General features: G+C 67.0%; 12 protein-coding genes. 3 read left to right on the forward strand and 9 right to left on the reverse strand.

What is annotated here, in order from left to right; all coding sequences use genetic code 11:
* The first annotated feature begins 107 nt into the window (after positions 1 to 107).
* On the forward strand, positions 108 to 773 hold the full coding sequence (locus BoBH3_RS10080; protein ID WP_262331169.1) for a DUF2155 domain-containing protein: 666 nt from the start codon (positions 108 to 110) through the stop codon (positions 771 to 773).
* Positions 774 to 845: 72 nt separating this feature from the next.
* Here the strand turns inward: BoBH3_RS10080 and aat are convergent, their stop codons facing one another.
* Complete coding sequence (gene aat / locus BoBH3_RS10085; RefSeq protein ID WP_262330666.1) at positions 846 to 1,517, reverse strand: leucyl/phenylalanyl-tRNA--protein transferase; 672 nt, start codon at positions 1,515 to 1,517, stop codon at positions 846 to 848.
* 233 nt (positions 1,518 to 1,750) lie between these two features.
* A complete protein-coding gene (gyrA, locus tag BoBH3_RS10090; RefSeq protein ID WP_262330667.1) occupies positions 1,751 to 4,540 on the reverse strand; it encodes a DNA gyrase subunit A in 2,790 nt (929 codons plus the stop codon).
* A 212-nt stretch (positions 4,541 to 4,752) separates the two neighbouring features.
* Here gyrA and BoBH3_RS10095 point away from each other — a divergent pair, with 212 nt between their 5' ends.
* Positions 4,753 to 5,385: a MarC family protein gene (locus BoBH3_RS10095; RefSeq protein ID WP_262330668.1), complete on the forward strand. Its 633-nt coding sequence runs from the start codon at positions 4,753 to 4,755 to the stop codon at positions 5,383 to 5,385.
* 20 nt (positions 5,386 to 5,405) lie between these two features.
* Here the strand turns inward: BoBH3_RS10095 and BoBH3_RS10100 are convergent, their stop codons facing one another.
* Genes BoBH3_RS10100 through BoBH3_RS10110 form a run of 3 tightly spaced genes read right to left on the reverse strand, consistent with a single transcriptional unit; the run spans position 5,406 to position 6,845 of the window.
* Positions 5,406 to 5,900, reverse strand: a complete 495-nt coding sequence (locus tag BoBH3_RS10100; protein ID WP_262330669.1) for a DUF6622 family protein — start codon at positions 5,898 to 5,900, stop codon at positions 5,406 to 5,408.
* 42 nt (positions 5,901 to 5,942) lie between these two features.
* The gene (locus BoBH3_RS10105) at positions 5,943 to 6,344 is read right to left on the reverse strand and encodes a DUF1398 family protein (RefSeq protein WP_262330670.1); all 402 of its coding nucleotides are present in this window, start codon (positions 6,342 to 6,344) and stop codon (positions 5,943 to 5,945) included.
* Positions 6,345 to 6,389: 45 nt separating this feature from the next.
* A complete protein-coding gene (locus tag BoBH3_RS10110) occupies positions 6,390 to 6,845 on the reverse strand; it encodes a MarR family winged helix-turn-helix transcriptional regulator (RefSeq protein WP_262330671.1) in 456 nt (151 codons plus the stop codon).
* A 669-nt stretch (positions 6,846 to 7,514) separates the two neighbouring features.
* Here BoBH3_RS10110 and BoBH3_RS10115 point away from each other — a divergent pair.
* On the forward strand, positions 7,515 to 8,684 hold the full coding sequence (locus BoBH3_RS10115) for a M20 aminoacylase family protein (RefSeq protein WP_410050579.1): 1,170 nt from the start codon (positions 7,515 to 7,517) through the stop codon (positions 8,682 to 8,684).
* A 32-nt stretch (positions 8,685 to 8,716) separates the two neighbouring features.
* On the opposite strand, the gene BoBH3_RS10120 is transcribed toward BoBH3_RS10115, so the two are convergent.
* The 4 genes from BoBH3_RS10120 to BoBH3_RS10135 all read right to left on the reverse strand — a co-directional run bounded on the left by BoBH3_RS10120 (position 8,717) and on the right by BoBH3_RS10135 (position 14,522).
* Entirely contained in the window at positions 8,717 to 9,895 is a 1,179-nt protein-coding gene (locus BoBH3_RS10120; RefSeq protein WP_262330672.1) for an E22 family MetX-like putative esterase, read from the reverse strand.
* An 81-nt stretch (positions 9,896 to 9,976) separates the two neighbouring features.
* Positions 9,977 to 11,719 carry an AsmA family protein gene (locus BoBH3_RS10125; RefSeq protein WP_262330673.1) on the reverse strand — a complete coding sequence of 581 codons (1,743 nt, stop codon included), beginning with the start codon at positions 11,717 to 11,719 and terminating at the stop codon, positions 9,977 to 9,979.
* A gap of 95 nt (positions 11,720 to 11,814) precedes the next feature.
* Positions 11,815 to 13,395: an ABC transporter permease gene (locus BoBH3_RS10130; RefSeq protein ID WP_262331171.1), complete on the reverse strand. Its 1,581-nt coding sequence runs from the start codon at positions 13,393 to 13,395 to the stop codon at positions 11,815 to 11,817.
* A 101-nt stretch (positions 13,396 to 13,496) separates the two neighbouring features.
* Positions 13,497 to 14,522 carry an extracellular solute-binding protein gene (locus BoBH3_RS10135; RefSeq protein ID WP_262330674.1) on the reverse strand — a complete coding sequence of 342 codons (1,026 nt, stop codon included), beginning with the start codon at positions 14,520 to 14,522 and terminating at the stop codon, positions 13,497 to 13,499.
* Between the last annotated feature and the right edge of the window lie 88 nt (positions 14,523 to 14,610).

A 14,610-nucleotide genomic window follows, 5' to 3' on the forward strand; every position in this document is an offset into this window, starting at 1 on the left:
CGTGCGTGCGGGGGCTTTCAGCGGCGACGCCCTTTTTCCGCTGCGATTGCCGTGTTACTGCGCCCCGTCGCGGATCTTCCGCGTTGTCGAAGAGATTCGCAGCCTTCATGCCGTCGTTGTTCCGTTCCTCGCTCCTGACCGGCTTCGCCGCGAGCGCTGTCGCGACGCTGGTCGCGGCAGGGCCGGCACATGCGGACCGCATCAAGAATCCGACCGCGGTCTTCGCCGGGCTCGACAAGATCACCGGCCGGATCATCTCCTTCGAGGTCGCTGTCGATGAGACGGTGCAGTTCGGCGCGCTGCAACTGACGCCCCGCGTCTGCTGGACGCGCCCGCCGACCGAGGCGCCGCAGACCGATTCCTTCGTCGAGGTCGACGAGGTGACCTTCAACAACGAGTACCGGCGCATCTTCACTGGCTGGATGTATGCGGCCAGTCCCGGGCTGCATGGTGTCGAGCACGCGATCTATGACGTCTGGCTGACCGACTGCAAAGGTGGCACCGAGGTCGTCGTCGATCCCAAGGAGCCCGAGGCGCCGCCGGTCCAGGATGAGCGCCGTCCGCGCACGTCTCCGCGCGATCCCAACCAGTTGCCGCCACCTGGCCAGCCCTTGCCTCCGGGGCAGGGCCTGCCTCCGGGGCAGGTCTTGCCTCCGGGCGCGCGCATCGATGTCGAGCCGCCGCGCGGCGTGCCGGTGCAGCCGCAGCGACCGAGCCAGCGCTTCTTCCCGACGAATCCGGTGCCGGGGCGCGACCCCGCCGGCGGCAACTGACTTCGGCAAGACTCGTCATTCGGGGGCTTGCACAGCAAGCGCCGGGAATAGCGGCGGCCCCAGCTTTAACGGTCAGAGTGCGGCGAGCGCTTCGGAGCCTGTGATCCGCGCCCCGCGCGGCCAGCGATACCAGTCGCCCTCGGTTCGCAGCGCGGCCTCGAGCCGCTGGCGATAGGCTTCGCGCGGGATCTCGATCGTGCCGAACTGGGCGAGATGGCCGGTCTGGAACTGGGTGTCGAGCAGGCGGTAGCCGCCGGCCTTGAGCCTTGCGACCAGATGGACGAGCGCGACCTTGGAGGCGTCCGTCTCGCGGTGGAACATGCTCTCGCCGAAGAAGGCCCCGCCGAGCGAGAGCCCGTAGAGCCCGCCGACGAGCCGGCCCTCGCGGCGGCACTCGACTGTATGCACATGGCCCAGTGCGAAGAGTTCGCCGAAAATCTCGCGGATGCGCGGATTGATCCAGGTATCGGGCCGGTCCGGCCGGGCCTCGCCGCAAGCGGCAATCACCGCCTCGAAATCCCGGTCGACCTCGATCTCGAAGCGGTCGGAGCGCACCGTGCGGGCAAGCCGGCCCGAGAGGTGGAAGCCATCGAGCGGAATGACGCCGCGCAGCTCCGGCTCGACCCAGAACAGCCCCGGATCGTCGGCACTCTCTGCCATCGGGAAGATGCCGGCGGCATAGGCGCGCAGCATGATCTCCGGCGTGATCGCGGGCGAGCGGACGGGCACGGAACGGGCCTTCATGGGTGAATGGGAGCGCGGGGCGGGCGGCGTGTCAAACGGAACGGCAAGCGTCGTTCTCGGGGGAAGTGGAGCGCAGACCCGAGAATCTCCTGCAGGAAGAGGTGCCTCTTCTTCACGAGATGCTCGGAGCAAGCCCGAGCATGACAGCCAGCTGCTCCGTTCCGATGCCGGGATAGGGTCGGCGCCGGGCTCTCAGAGCGCGTCTGAAGAACCCGGCGTAGAAGGCTGACGAATCAGCCTTCCGTCGGCTCGTCGCCGGCCACCCCGTTCTCGGCCTCGCCGTCTTCCTCGCCTTCGCCCTCGTCGTTGATGCATTCGACGGAGACGACCTTCTCGTCCTTGGCGGTGTCGAAGATCGTCACGCCCTGCGTCGAGCGGCCGGCGATGCGGATGCGGTTGTTCGGGCCGGCATCGACCGGCACGCGGATGAGCTGCCCGCCATCGGTGACCAGCATGAGCTGGTCGCTGTCGATGGCCGGGAAGGAGGCGACGAGCTTGCCGTTGCGGTCATTGACGACCATGGCGACGATGCCCTTGCCGCCGCGCCCGGTGACCCGGTACTCGAACGAGGACGTCCGCTTGCCGTAGCCCTTCTCGGAGACGGTGAGGATGAACTGCTCGGCGAGCTGCATCTCGAGGCGCTTTGCCCCGAGCTCGACCTCGCCCGCGGCCTCCTCGCCGTCGGCTGCGACCTCCGCGGCCTCCTCACCTTCGCCGGTGAGGGCGCGGCGCGCCGCAGCTGCGTCCTTGAGATAGGTCGCGCGCTCTTCGGGCGTCGCATCGAGATGGTGCAGGATCGCCATCGAGATGACGATGTCGTCCTTCGCCAGGTTGATGCCGCGCACGCCGGTCGAGTCACGGCCCTTGAAGACGCGCACCTCCGGAACCGCGAAGCGGATGCACTGGCCGAGCGCGGTCGTCAGCAGGACGTCATTGCCCTCCGTGCAGATCTGGACGTCTACGATGTGGTCGCCCTCGTCCAGCTTCATCGCGATCTTGCCGGCGCGGTTGACGTTGACGAAATCGGACAGCTTGTTGCGCCGGACGCCGCCGGACGCCGTGGCGAACATCACGTCGAGCGTCTCCCAGCTCGCCTCGTCCTCCGGCAGCGGCATGATCGTGGTGATGCGCTCGCCCTTTTCGAGCGGCAGCATGTTGACCAGCGCCTTGCCGCGCGCGTTCGGCGCGGAGAGCGGAAGCCGCCAGACCTTTTCCTTGTAGACCTGCCCCTCCGACGAGAAGAACAGCACCGGCGTATGCGTGTTGGCCACGAACAGCCTGGCGACGAAATCCTCGTCCTTCGTCGCCATGCCGGAGCGGCCCTTGCCGCCACGCTTCTGCGCCCGGTAGGTCGAGAGCGGCACGCGCTTGATGTAGCCGCCATGGGAAACGGTGACGACCATGTCCTCGCGGGCGATCAGGTCCTCGTCGTCGAGGTCGGAGCCCCAGTCCTGGATCTCGGTGCGGCGCGGCGTGGCGAAGGCGGTCCTCACCTCGGAGAGCTCGGTCTTGACGATCTCCTGGATGCGGGCGCGCGAGCGCAGGATGTCGAGATAGTCGGCGATCTCGGTGGCGAGCTTCTGCAGCTCGTCGCCGATCTCGTCGCGGCCGAGAGCGGTCAGGCGGGCGAGCCTGAGCTCCAGGATCGCCTTCGCCTGCGCGTCCGAGAGGCGATAGGTGCCGTCGGCGTTGATCGGATGGCGCGGATCGTCGACGAGCGCGATCAGGGGCGCGATGTCCTCGGCCGGCCAGTCGCGCGCCATCAGGGCCGCATGCGCGTCAGACGGCGTCGGTGCGGTGCGGATGAGCCGGATGACCTCGTCGATATTGGCGACGGCGGTGGCGAGGCCGCAGAGGACGTGGGCGCGCTCGCGGGCCTTGTTGAGCAGGTAGCGCGTGCGCCGTGAGACGACCTCCTCGCGGAACTCGATGAAGGCCGAGATGAAGTCCTTGAGGTTCAACACCTCCGGCCGGCCGCCGGTCAGCGCGACCATGTTGGCGCCGAAGGATGTCTGCAGCTGGGTGAAGCGGTAGAGCTGGTTCAGCACGACATCGGCCAGCGCATCGCGCTTGATCTCGATGACGACGCGGACGCCTTCGCGGCTGGATTCGTCGCGCAGGTCGGAGATGCCCTCGATGCGCTTCTCGCGCACCATCTCGGCGATCTTCTCAACCATCGTCGCCTTGTTCACCTGATAGGGAATCTCGGTGACGATGATCGCCTCACGCTCCTTGCGCAGCTCCTCGATATGCGTCTTCGAACGCATCACGATCGAGCCGCGGCCGGTGTGATAGGCGGAATGGATGCCGCTGCGGCCCATGATCGAGGCGCCGGTCGGGAAATCCGGGCCGGGCACGATCTCGATCAGCTCGTCGATCGAGATCTCGGGATTGTCGATATAGGCGACGCAGGCGTCGATGACTTCGCCGAGATTATGCGGCGGAATGTTGGTCGCCATGCCGACGGCAATGCCGCCGGCGCCGTTGACGAGCAGGTTCGGATAGCGCGCCGGCAGGACTGTCGGTTCATGCTCCTTGCCGTCGTAGTTCGGCTGGAAGTCGACCGTCTCGAGGTCGAGGTCCTCGAGCAGCGGCATGGCTGCCTTGTCGAGGCGGGCCTCGGTGTAACGGTCGGCCGCGGGGCTGTCGCCGTCCATCGAGCCGAAATTGCCCTGGCCGTCGATCAGCGGCAGGCGCAGCGAGAAATCCTGCGCCATGCGCACCAGCGCGTCATAGACCGCAAGATTGCCGTGCGGATGGTATTTACCCATCGTGTCGCCGACGATGCGGGCGCATTTGGTGTAAGGCCGGTCGGGCAGGTTCTTGTTCTCGTGCATCGAGAACAGGATGCGGCGATGGACGGGCTTCAGGCCGTCGCGGACATCGGGCAGAGCGCGGCTCACGATCACGCTCATGGCGTAATCGAGATAGCTCTTCTTCATTTCGTCGGTGATCGCGATCGGCTTGATGTCGCCGCCGAAATCCGGGGCGTCGTCGCGCTTGTCGTCGTTGTCGTCGCTCAAAGGGAAATGTCCCGATTCCTGCTTGGTTTTCAACCTTCTGGCTAGCCGATTCCAGCGCAAGAGGCCAGCGAAACAGGGTTCTATCCAAGCAAAAATTAGATCAATTAAATCAGTTGCTTATGAGGTTTTCGCAAAGCGGCGCGGAGATGCTGCCATATTCCCGCCTCGGTTGACGCGTGACGGGCCGTTCGCGGCATGCGAAGTCACCATGCATGTTCGTCGACTTCGCCACTTCAGCCCTCGTCACCATGCTCGTGACGCTCGATCCGCCGGGGCTCGCGCCGATCTTCCTGTCGTTGACGCGCGGCATGTCGAGCGCCGAGCGCCGGCAGGTCGCCGTGCGGGCGTGCATCATCGCCTTCGGCATCATGGGCTTCTTCGGTGTGGCGGGGGACGTGGTGCTGAAGGCGCTCGGCGTCTCGCTGCCGGCCTTCCGCATCGCGGGCGGGCTGCTGCTGTTCTGGATCGCCTTCGAGATGGTGTTCGAGCGCCGCAACGAGCGCAAGCAGCAGACGGCCGAGATCGCGATCACGCAGGACCATATCCGCAACGTCGCGGCCTTCCCGCTGGCAATCCCGCTGATGGCGGGCCCGGGCGCGCTGACGGCGATGATCCTGCTCGCCGGCCGGGCCGGCGGCGACCCGCTGCTGCTGGTGACACTGGCGGCGATCTGCGGGCTGGTGATCCTGAGCTGCCTTGCGGTCTTCCTGGCCGCCACGCCGATTGCGAGGCTGCTTGGAGTCACGGGCAATGTCGTGCTGACGCGCCTGCTGGGCGTGATCCTGGCGGCGCTCGCGGTGCAGTTCGTGATCGACGGGGTGAAGGCGACTGCGGGGCTGGGGTAGGGGGCTGCGCCTGCGGGCGCTCAGGCGAGATAACGCCTCAGATAGCCCGCGAACTTTCCGGCGAAGATGCCGGCCAGCGCACCTGACAGCCCCAGATCGAGCAGCTTGACGCCCGGATTCATCAGCGCATCGGGCGCGATGGCGTTCAGCACCCCGAAGACGTACCGGGCCGAGAAGGCGATCAGCACGAGTGGCAGGACAGTGTAGTCGGCCGGCCGGTGGATGACACCGCGGTCGCGGTCCGCAGTGACGCTCTGCCCGCGCAGCAGCAGCCAGCCGAGGCCGCCCCCAAGCGCGAAGGCGAGGAGCCACGGGACGATGCTCGCGAGGTCGACGCCGTAGAGCCGCGCGAGCTCGAAGAGCCCCCATATGGTCAGGACGCCCGGCACGATCGCGAGCTGCGCCGGGGCGACATCCGCCGGCTGCAACGCCTTGACGCCGCGCCAGATCAGGAAAGCCAGCACAAACCAGACCCATGTCGGCGTGTGCCTGAAAATCTGGACAAACGTATCCATCGCGTGCTGCCCGTTTCGGGATTGGAGCGGGGGCGTCAGGTCTCAGCGCGGAAAATGCTCCGTATGCATCTCTGCGGAACGCCCAAAATAAACAACTCGTCGGCCGGGGAAAGAGACGATGTAGCCGGCGCAGCCGGCCTCGACGGCCTGCCGGCAGAAGCCGTCATAGCTGTAGCCGGGAGCGTTTGCCTGCGCGGCTCGCACGGCTGCCTCGATCGCGGCGGTGTCGAAGGTGGCAGCCACGGGGCCGTGAGCCTTCGGGGCCGCCAATTCGATGCCGTCTCCATCCTCGGGATAGTAGACTGCGACCGCGCGCCGGTAGTCGACGAGGTATCCTTCGAAACCGGCTGTCCTCAGCGTCTGCACGATGTCGGGGAACGCCATCGTGCCGGCGTAGGACGCCACGAGGCAATCGCGAGCCACGGTGACCTTCTGCATGTCCATGGCGGCTTTCCTTCTTGGGTTGCATGTCTTGGCAGGCACAGCGGCTCAGGAGACCGGAGGGTCCTTGAGGCCGTGCCGCTGGGCGACGAGCTTCAGGAGCCGGTCGAGCTCGGCGCGGTCGCTCACCGAAAGGGTGTCGAAGAAGGCCGCGTCATTCTCGTCGGCGAGAGCGGCGAGAGCGGGAACGAGGTCGCGCCCGGCCGCTGTCAGGGAGAGCCACTGCCCGCGCGCGTCCCGTTCATCGTCGCGCCGCAGCAGCAGGCCCTTGGCGATCAGGCGCTCGGCGAGCTTGCTGATGGCGCCGCGCGTCATGCCCATGCGTTCGGACAGTCTGATCGGAGCGATCCGATCGACCTCATAGACCTCCCGCAGGAGGACCCACTCCCCGACCGTGACGCCTCGATCCTCCACCCGCCTGGCGAAACTGAGCGAAACCTGGTTCGAGACCAGCCTCAACCAATAGCCGAGATGATCGGTGAGCTGTGAAGGTAAGGCCGCCACGAGAACTCCATATGTTGACTTGGAAACAATCAGAAGAATGTTTCCTAGTCAACATTGATCGAGCGGGCGGGGCGCACCCTGATCCAGAGCATCCCGCTCCTGTCGCCTTCGGGACTTTATCCCCGGCGTTCCGGCCGGTGCCTATCCTCGCCCTGTCCTGCCCGACCAAGGGGGCTTCGCGAGGCATCGTGCGGCCGGGTGGGATGGCGGTGTTCCGGGTTTTCGTCGCTGGTGGCGGGGCTCGGAAGGGTCTTCTCGCTGCCGGGCCGAACAGGCAGGCCCGGTCGTGCTCAGGCGAGCGGAACCACAAGAGAACCGCGCGCGGGGTTCGGGCGGGGCCGGCAGGCGCCGCATCGACTTCGACCCTCGACATCGACATTCGGCACGCGGCTCAAGCCGTGCGCCGACCGGACCCCGCGCATCCCCTTGGATGTGAAGAGCCCGAAACCCCGCGGCGAAAGCCGGACGGGGGCTTTCTGCCTGCATCGCATCGTCGGGACGGGGTCTGCATCGAGGCGGCGTCATGCCGCCAGCATATTGCCTTCGGGATTCGGCGAGGAACCGACGAGTGTGTCCACGAAAGATCCTTGCAGATGGCACGGCCAATTGCAGCGCCTCTTTCGTGCGTCCGGCGATACTGTTTCGACAGGAAGCACTTCGAGGCTGTGAATGGGGCAGGCGGTGACGATCGAGCTCGAAACTCTGGTGCAGGATATGACGGCCTGGAGGCGTGATCTGCACGCGCATCCCGAGTTCGGCTTCGAGGAGAAGCGTACCAGCGCCTTCGTCGCGGACAAGCTGCGGGAATTCGGGCTCGACGAGGTCGTCACCGATATCGGCGGCACGGGCGTCGTGGGCACGCTGAAGCGGGGAGGCGGAAACCGGTGCATCGCGCTGCGGGCCGATATGGACGCTCTGCGCATACCGGAGCAGGGCGCATTGCCCTACCGTTCCCAGAATGCCGGCGTGATGCATGCCTGCGGCCATGACGGCCATACCGCCATGCTGCTCGGCGCCGCCAAGCTGCTGGCGGCCGATGGCGGCTTCGACGGTACGGTTCGTTTCATCTTCCAGCCAGCGGAGGAGTGGGGGCGAGGCGCGCTCGCAATGCTCGACGATGGCATCCTGGAGCGCTTCCCGTTCCAGGAGATCTATGGACTGCACAATGCGCCCGGCCTGCCCGTCGGCAGTTTCCAGACCCGTCCGGGCGCGATCATGTCGGCGGAGGACAATTTCGAGATCGTGCTGCGCGGGGTCGGAGGCCATGCCGCCCGTCCTCAGGCCGGCAAGGAAACGCTGGTCGCGGCGTGCGCCCTCGTGATGAGCCTCCAGACCATCGTCTCGCGCCGGTTGAGCCCCGCCGAGATCGCCGTCGTTTCAGTCACCGAACTGATCACTGACGGAACGCGCAATGCGCTGCCGGGGGAAGCGCGCATCCTGGGCGATGCGCGCAGCTTCAACCCCGAAGTCAGCGCGGATATCGAGCAGCAGATGCGCGTCATCGCCGAGGGCGTTGCGCGCGCCTATCGTGTCGAGCAATCCGTGACCTATACGCGCGAGTTCGTGCCGCTCCTGAACGATTCCGCGCTGACGCAGGAGGCCCTGAGCGTCGCGCAAGGCCTGTTTGGCCCCGATAGTGTCTCGGTCGCGTCCGAGCCTTTCACCGGCTCGGAAGACTTTGCCCGCTTCCTCGACCATGTGCCGGGCTGCTTCGTCTTTCTCGGCAACGGCGACAGCGCGCCGCTGCACAATCCCCGCTACGATTTCGACGATGCAGGCCTGGTCCACGGGGCGCGTTTCCACGCCGGGATCGTCCGCAGCCGCCTGCCAGTCGGATGACCCTGCCGGTCGACGGCAGATCGGGCGAGCGACTACTTATCGAGAAAGGCCCGGATCGCGCCTTCCGCCTGCTTCATCGAGATCACGCCGTCGAGATGGCCGCGGGCGCCCTCGATGGTGACATGGGTGATCTCGCGCCCGGCGTCCTGCGCCGCCTTCACCGTGCGAGCGACCATGTCCGGCGTGAAGACCAGATCCTTCGGCTGGGTCACGAGCAGCATGGGCGCGCGGATCTTCGCCATCCCGTCCGCCAGCGACGTGCCGCCGGCGGCGAAGAGCTGGTTCGCCTTGACGAGGTAGAGGAAGTGGTTGGCGTCCGAGACCTTGGCGCGGGCCTCGCCGGCATTGTCGAGCACGCTCTGCACCTGGAACCTGTTGCGCAGCGCCGCGGCGGGGTTTTCCCCCTCCTTTGCCGGGCGGCGGCCGAAGGTGGCATTGGCCCAGTCCTGATGGTTGGCCTGCAGCGTCACGGCGGTGAGCGCCTTTGAGAGGCCGGCGAGCGGCGGGGCCTTGCCGTAATAGTCGCCGCCGTTCCAGTTGGGGTCGACGAGGATCGGCGCGGCCCAGACGTCGAGCCAGCCGATCAGCATGGCGTCGGCCTCGGCCGCGCCGATCACCGGCATGGCCTTTGCCACCATCTCGGGATAGCTCGCTGCCCATTCGAAGGTCTGCAGCGAGCCCATGGAGGGGCCGGCGACCAGCGCGAGTTTCCGGATGCCCAGGCTTTCGACCAGCGCCTTCTGCACCTCGACGAAGTCGCGGATGGTGACGACGGGGAAGTTCAGCGCATAGGGCTTGCCGGTGTCGGGGTCGATCGAGGCCGGCCCGGTGGTCGTGGTCTTCGGATCGCCGGTGTTGAGGTTCACCAGCGTGTCCGAGGCGATGACGAAATACTTGTTCGTGTCGATCGCCTTGCCGGGGCCGATGATCGCATCCCAATAGCCGGGCTGCGCATCTTTGGCGTCGTATTTGCCGGCCGCGTGCGAATTAGCCGAGAAGAAATGGCAGATCAGCACGGCATTGGATCGGTCGGCGTTGAGCGCGCCGTAGCTTTCCCAGCCGACGCGGACCTGCTTCAGCGTCCGCCCGCCCTGAGTGGTGAAGCTCGGCAGCTCGAAGACCTTCTTCTCGACGATCAGTTCCTGCGCGCCCGCCATTCCCGCTGCCATCCATCCTGCGAGGGCGAGGGCGCCCGTGATCCAGAGCTTCATTTGCGCGTCCCTTTCCCTATGGCCGTCATGCGGCCTTGCCGCATCAGAGCGGATTTCGGAGGAAGGGGAAAGCGGGCTCGCTCAGCGGGTGAGAAGAAGGGTGGCGCCGGCCGGGCTGACGACAGCCTCCGTCTCGATATCGAAGAGCGGGGCGTCGACCGGGCCCTTGAGCAGGAAGGGCAGTTTCAGCGGCCCGGTGGTGGAGGTCAGCGAGGCCGCCATGTCGAGCACGCGGCTGCGCAGCGAGGCCTGGCCGATGAGGTTCAGGCGATAGCTCTGACCGCTCATCTGCGCTTCGTTGAGGAAGAGCTGGCCGCCGCCGATGCTCGCATTGGCCGTGAGGTTCTCGAAAGGCGTCTTGCCCTGCCGCCAGTCGCGCAGCGCCTGGGCCGGGCTGCGCTCGGCGCGCCGCAGGAGGTCCGCGAGCGCCACGCCACCGAGTTCACCCTGCCGGACCGAGAGGCCGGTGCGGCCGGTGAATGAGCCAAGCAGCTCGTCGAAATTGCGGCCGGCTCCGTCCAGCGCGAGCTGGAAACCGCCGGTGCCGGAAAGGCGCGCGAGCTGTGGCAGGTCTCCGGCGGCCTGCCCGATATTCACCTTCTCGGCGCCGGCCTGGATCTTGACGTCGACGCCGGTCGGCGCGGTCACCGCCAGCAGGCGTGCCTTGACGTTCCCGCCATAGGCCGAAGCCCGCAGCAGCCCCGTCTCGAAGCGCCCTTTCTTGACCAGCAGATAGGTCGCGACATCGGCCAGCCGGGCGCCGTTGATCCGGGCGGCATCGACGGAGATGCGCAGGTCAATCTCGCGTCCGGTCCAGCCGTCGAGATTGAAGGGGCTGGTATCGGCCGCGTCGACGGCGGGGATTGGCAGGCGGTCGAAGAGGCGGCCGAGGTCGAGCGTGGCGCCTGCGAGCGTGCCCGAGAGCGCGAAACGCCCGGCATTCTCCGACAGCTTCAGGACGCCGTCGAGCCGCTCGCCATCGAGGCTGGCGACGGCGTTGTTGAACGAGGCCTCGTGCGGCTTGATCTGGAGTTCCGCCGAGAGAGAGAGCGCGCCCAGCGCCGTGGAGAGGCGGGAGTTCTCGCCGAACCAGCCCAGAAGCTGCGGCACGGACGGGGTGGAGAGCGCGAGCTGGCCGTTGATCACGGACTCGTCCGGCCCGGAGCGGCTGCCGTCGAAGCGCAATTTCATGAGCGGCGAAGTGGCTGAAAGTGCGGTCTTGGCGCTGCCGCCGACCATCGGCCAGAGCAGGTTGACCTCGGTGCGCACGCCGCGCCATGTCAGCGAACCCGCCAGATCGAGCGGTTCATTCAGGCTGCGCTCGTCGATGACGAGGTCGAGGTCGCGGACCACGCTCTGGATCGCGCCGTCGGCACGCAGGAAGAGCGAGCCGCCTCGCACCACGATCTTGCTCTGGCTGCGCAGCCGCTCGAGCTCCGGCAGCGGCGAGGCCAGCCACTCGGCCAGGCCCCCATCGGCCGGCACGGCCACGTCGATCTGCGGCGCGACGAGGTCGATCCTGTCGAAGCTGACCCGGCCCATGAGCAGCGGCAGCAGCCGCAGATGTGCACGGACCCGCGTCGCCCGGCCGGCGAGGGCGCCGTCGCGCTGGCTGAAACCGACATCGGAGAGGCTGATCCGCGGCAACGGCAGGAAGGCTATTTCGGCGCGCTCGATCGTCTTGACGACGAAGCCGGTCTTTTCCTCGATGGCCGATACGGCTCGGCGCTCCACCCGGCCGACAGCGACATCCCACGACTGAAAGCCCAGCAGGCCGAGGACGGCGACAAGGCAAAGGGCGAGGATCGCAGCGCGTCTGGTCATTGACTTCCGAATCGGCTCCGGGCCGATAGCCAGCCAGCCCCCTGGCGCGCCCTGTGTAGGCCCATGCCGATGGGTTGTCGAGGTTGGCAGACCGGCTATCCCACGCGATTTGTTCCGCTTCTGGCCAGAATGACCGTCGGATAGAGGCCTGCGAGGATGATCAGCAGGGCTGCCAGCGCCCCTTCCTCGAAGACGCCACGGGACGCCTGGCCATAGACGGCCGTCGCCAGCGTATCGACGTTCAGCGGCCGCAGCAGTAGCGTCGCCGGCAGCTCCTTGAGGCAATCGACGAAGACCAGCAGCGCCGCGGCCGCCACCGCCGGGCGCGCCAACGGCCAGTGGATGCGGCGCAAAATCTCAGGCCGCCCGGCGCCGAGCGAGCGGGCCGCATCGTCGATGCGCGGCGAGACGCGGGAAAGCCCGCTCTCCATGCCGGAAATCCCGATGGTCAGGAAGCGCACGGCATAGGCGATCACCAGTGCTGCCCCGGACCCGATCAGGATCAGGCCGGGCTTGATGCCGAACAGCGCATGGGCCGCGTTGGCCAGCAGGTTGTCAAAAGCCGCGATCGGGATCAGCAGACCCAGCGCGAGCACAGTGCCGGGCAGGGCGTAGCCGAGCGAGGCGATGCGGGCGGCCGGCTTCAGCCAGGTCTCGCGCCCCATGCGGCTGGCCGTGGCGATGCCCAGGCCCAGCGCCAGCACCAGCGCCGAGGCGATGGCGGCAAGCAGCAGGGCATTGCCGAGAAGGCGCAGCAGTGCGCCGTCGAACTGCGCGAGCAGGCCGCGTTGCAGCACCTCGGCTGCAAGATAGCCGATCGGCAGCACGGCGCCGAACAGGATCGGCATGGAACAGGCCAGCATCGCCAGCAGGGCGTGGCTGCCGCGCAGGGGCCTGCGCCCCACAGGGCGCGGCTGGCGGGCGGAGAGCGCGAAGCGGCGCTGGCCGCGCAACCGCGCCTCGATCCAGATCAGCAGGAACACGACGAGCAGCATCACGCCTGCGATCTGGGCAGCGCCGGGCAGCGAGCCGCGGTTGAGCCAGGTTGTGTAGATCGAGAGCGTCAGCGTGCGGACACCGAGATATTCGGTGGCGCCGATATCGTTCAGCGTCTCCAGCAGCACCAGCGTCAACCCTGCCGCCAGGGCCGGGCGCGCGAGCGGCAGGCCGATCCGCCAGAACAGCCTCCCGGGGGCCGCGCCGAGACTGCGCGCCGCCTCGACCATGGTCGCTCCCTGCAGGCTGAACAGCGCGCGCGTGCTCAGATAGATGTAGGGGTAGAGCACGATCGCCATGATCGCGATGGCGCCCGGCAGGTTGCGCGGATCGGGAAACCAGTAGTCACGCAGCGAGCGCCACCCGGTCAGCGCCCGCAAACCTGCCTGCAGCGGGCCCTGGAAGCCGAGGAATTCCACATAGATATAGGCGGTGAGATAGGTCGGCAGTGCCAGCGGCAGCACGAGCAGCCATTCGAGGCTGCGCCGCCCCGGAAAATCGAACTGCGTCACCAGCCAGGCGGTGCCTGTGCCGATCACGGCCGCGACGACGCCCACACCGATCGTCAGCAGCAGGGTCTGGAGCAGGGCGGTGGGCAGGACATTGGCTGCAAGATGCGGCCAGATCTCCGCCGCCTCCGGCGATGACAGGGCCGTCACGAGCAGTGCCGCCAGAGGCATCAGCACCAGCCCGGCGCCCAGAACCGCGGCATAGGCAAAACGCGTCGACGGCCGCCACCGGGGTGGCGACCGTCGTAAAGCAACGAGCGGAGCGCTCAGGATCAATTGTCGAAGCCGGCCTTGTCGACGAGGTTGGCCGCAGGCTTGCGCTGCTTGGCGACCTCCGAGAGCGGCAGCTTGTCCGGCGTGATCGTGCCGAGCAGCTTCACGGCGGCGCTTTCCTTGACGTCGGCGTTGACCGGGAACTCGTAATTCCCATCGGCATAGACGGTCTGCGCCTTCTCGCCGAGCATGTACTCGATGAGCTTGACGGCATTGGCCTTGTTCGGCGCGTTCTTCGCGACGGCCGCGGCCGAGACGTTCACATGGGTTCCGCCGCCGGCGAAGGTGGTCTTGAGCGGCTTGATCGCGTCGAACCAGCCCTTCTGCTCGTTCTTCGCCTGGCTCATCAGGCCGATATAGTAGGTGTTGATGATGGCGATGTCGCAGAGGCCGGACTGGATGTCGCGGGCGACGTCACGATCGCCGCCGCCGGGCTTGCGGGCGGCATTGGCGCGCAGCGCCTTCAGGTAAGCCTCGGTCTTCTCGGCGCCGTTATGGGCGAGATAGGCCGCGAACAGCGCGTTGTTGTAGGGATGCTGGCCGGCGCGGATGCAGAACTTGCCCTTCCACTTCGGGTCGGCGAGGTCCTCATAGGTGATGGCATCCTGCTGGACGCGGTCCTTCGAGACCACGACGATGCGGGCGCGCTTGGTCAGGGTGACCCAGTTGTTGTCCGGGCGGAGCTGCGCCGGGACGGTCTTGTCCACCACGGCGGACTGGATCGGCTGGGTGATGCCCGCATCGACCGCGGCATTGATCTCGCCGACATCGACCATCAGCATGACATCGGCCGGGCTGTTGGCGCCCTCTGCCCGGATGCGCTCCTGCAGCCCGTCCTTCAGGAAGACGGCGTTGACCTTGATGCCTGTGTCCTTGGTGAAGGCTTCCAGGACCGGATTGAGCAACGCGGGCTCGCGCGTGGTGTAGAGATTGACGTCCTGTGCCAGGGCAGAGTTTGCGAAACTCCCGGCGGCCAGCAGCGAGGTCGACAGCGCCAGAGCGTGGAGATGTTTCTTGCCGATCATTTTCGTCTCCGTCGGTGAGAGGCGCCAAGCGCGCGACGGAGGAGCGTTAAAGCGGCGCGAACGAACCTGTCAATCGAAACGCCCTTTG

Origin of the sequence: Allobosea sp. BH3 (assembly GCF_025499465.1) — a bacterium.
Lineage (GTDB): Bacteria > Pseudomonadota > Alphaproteobacteria > Rhizobiales > Beijerinckiaceae > Allobosea.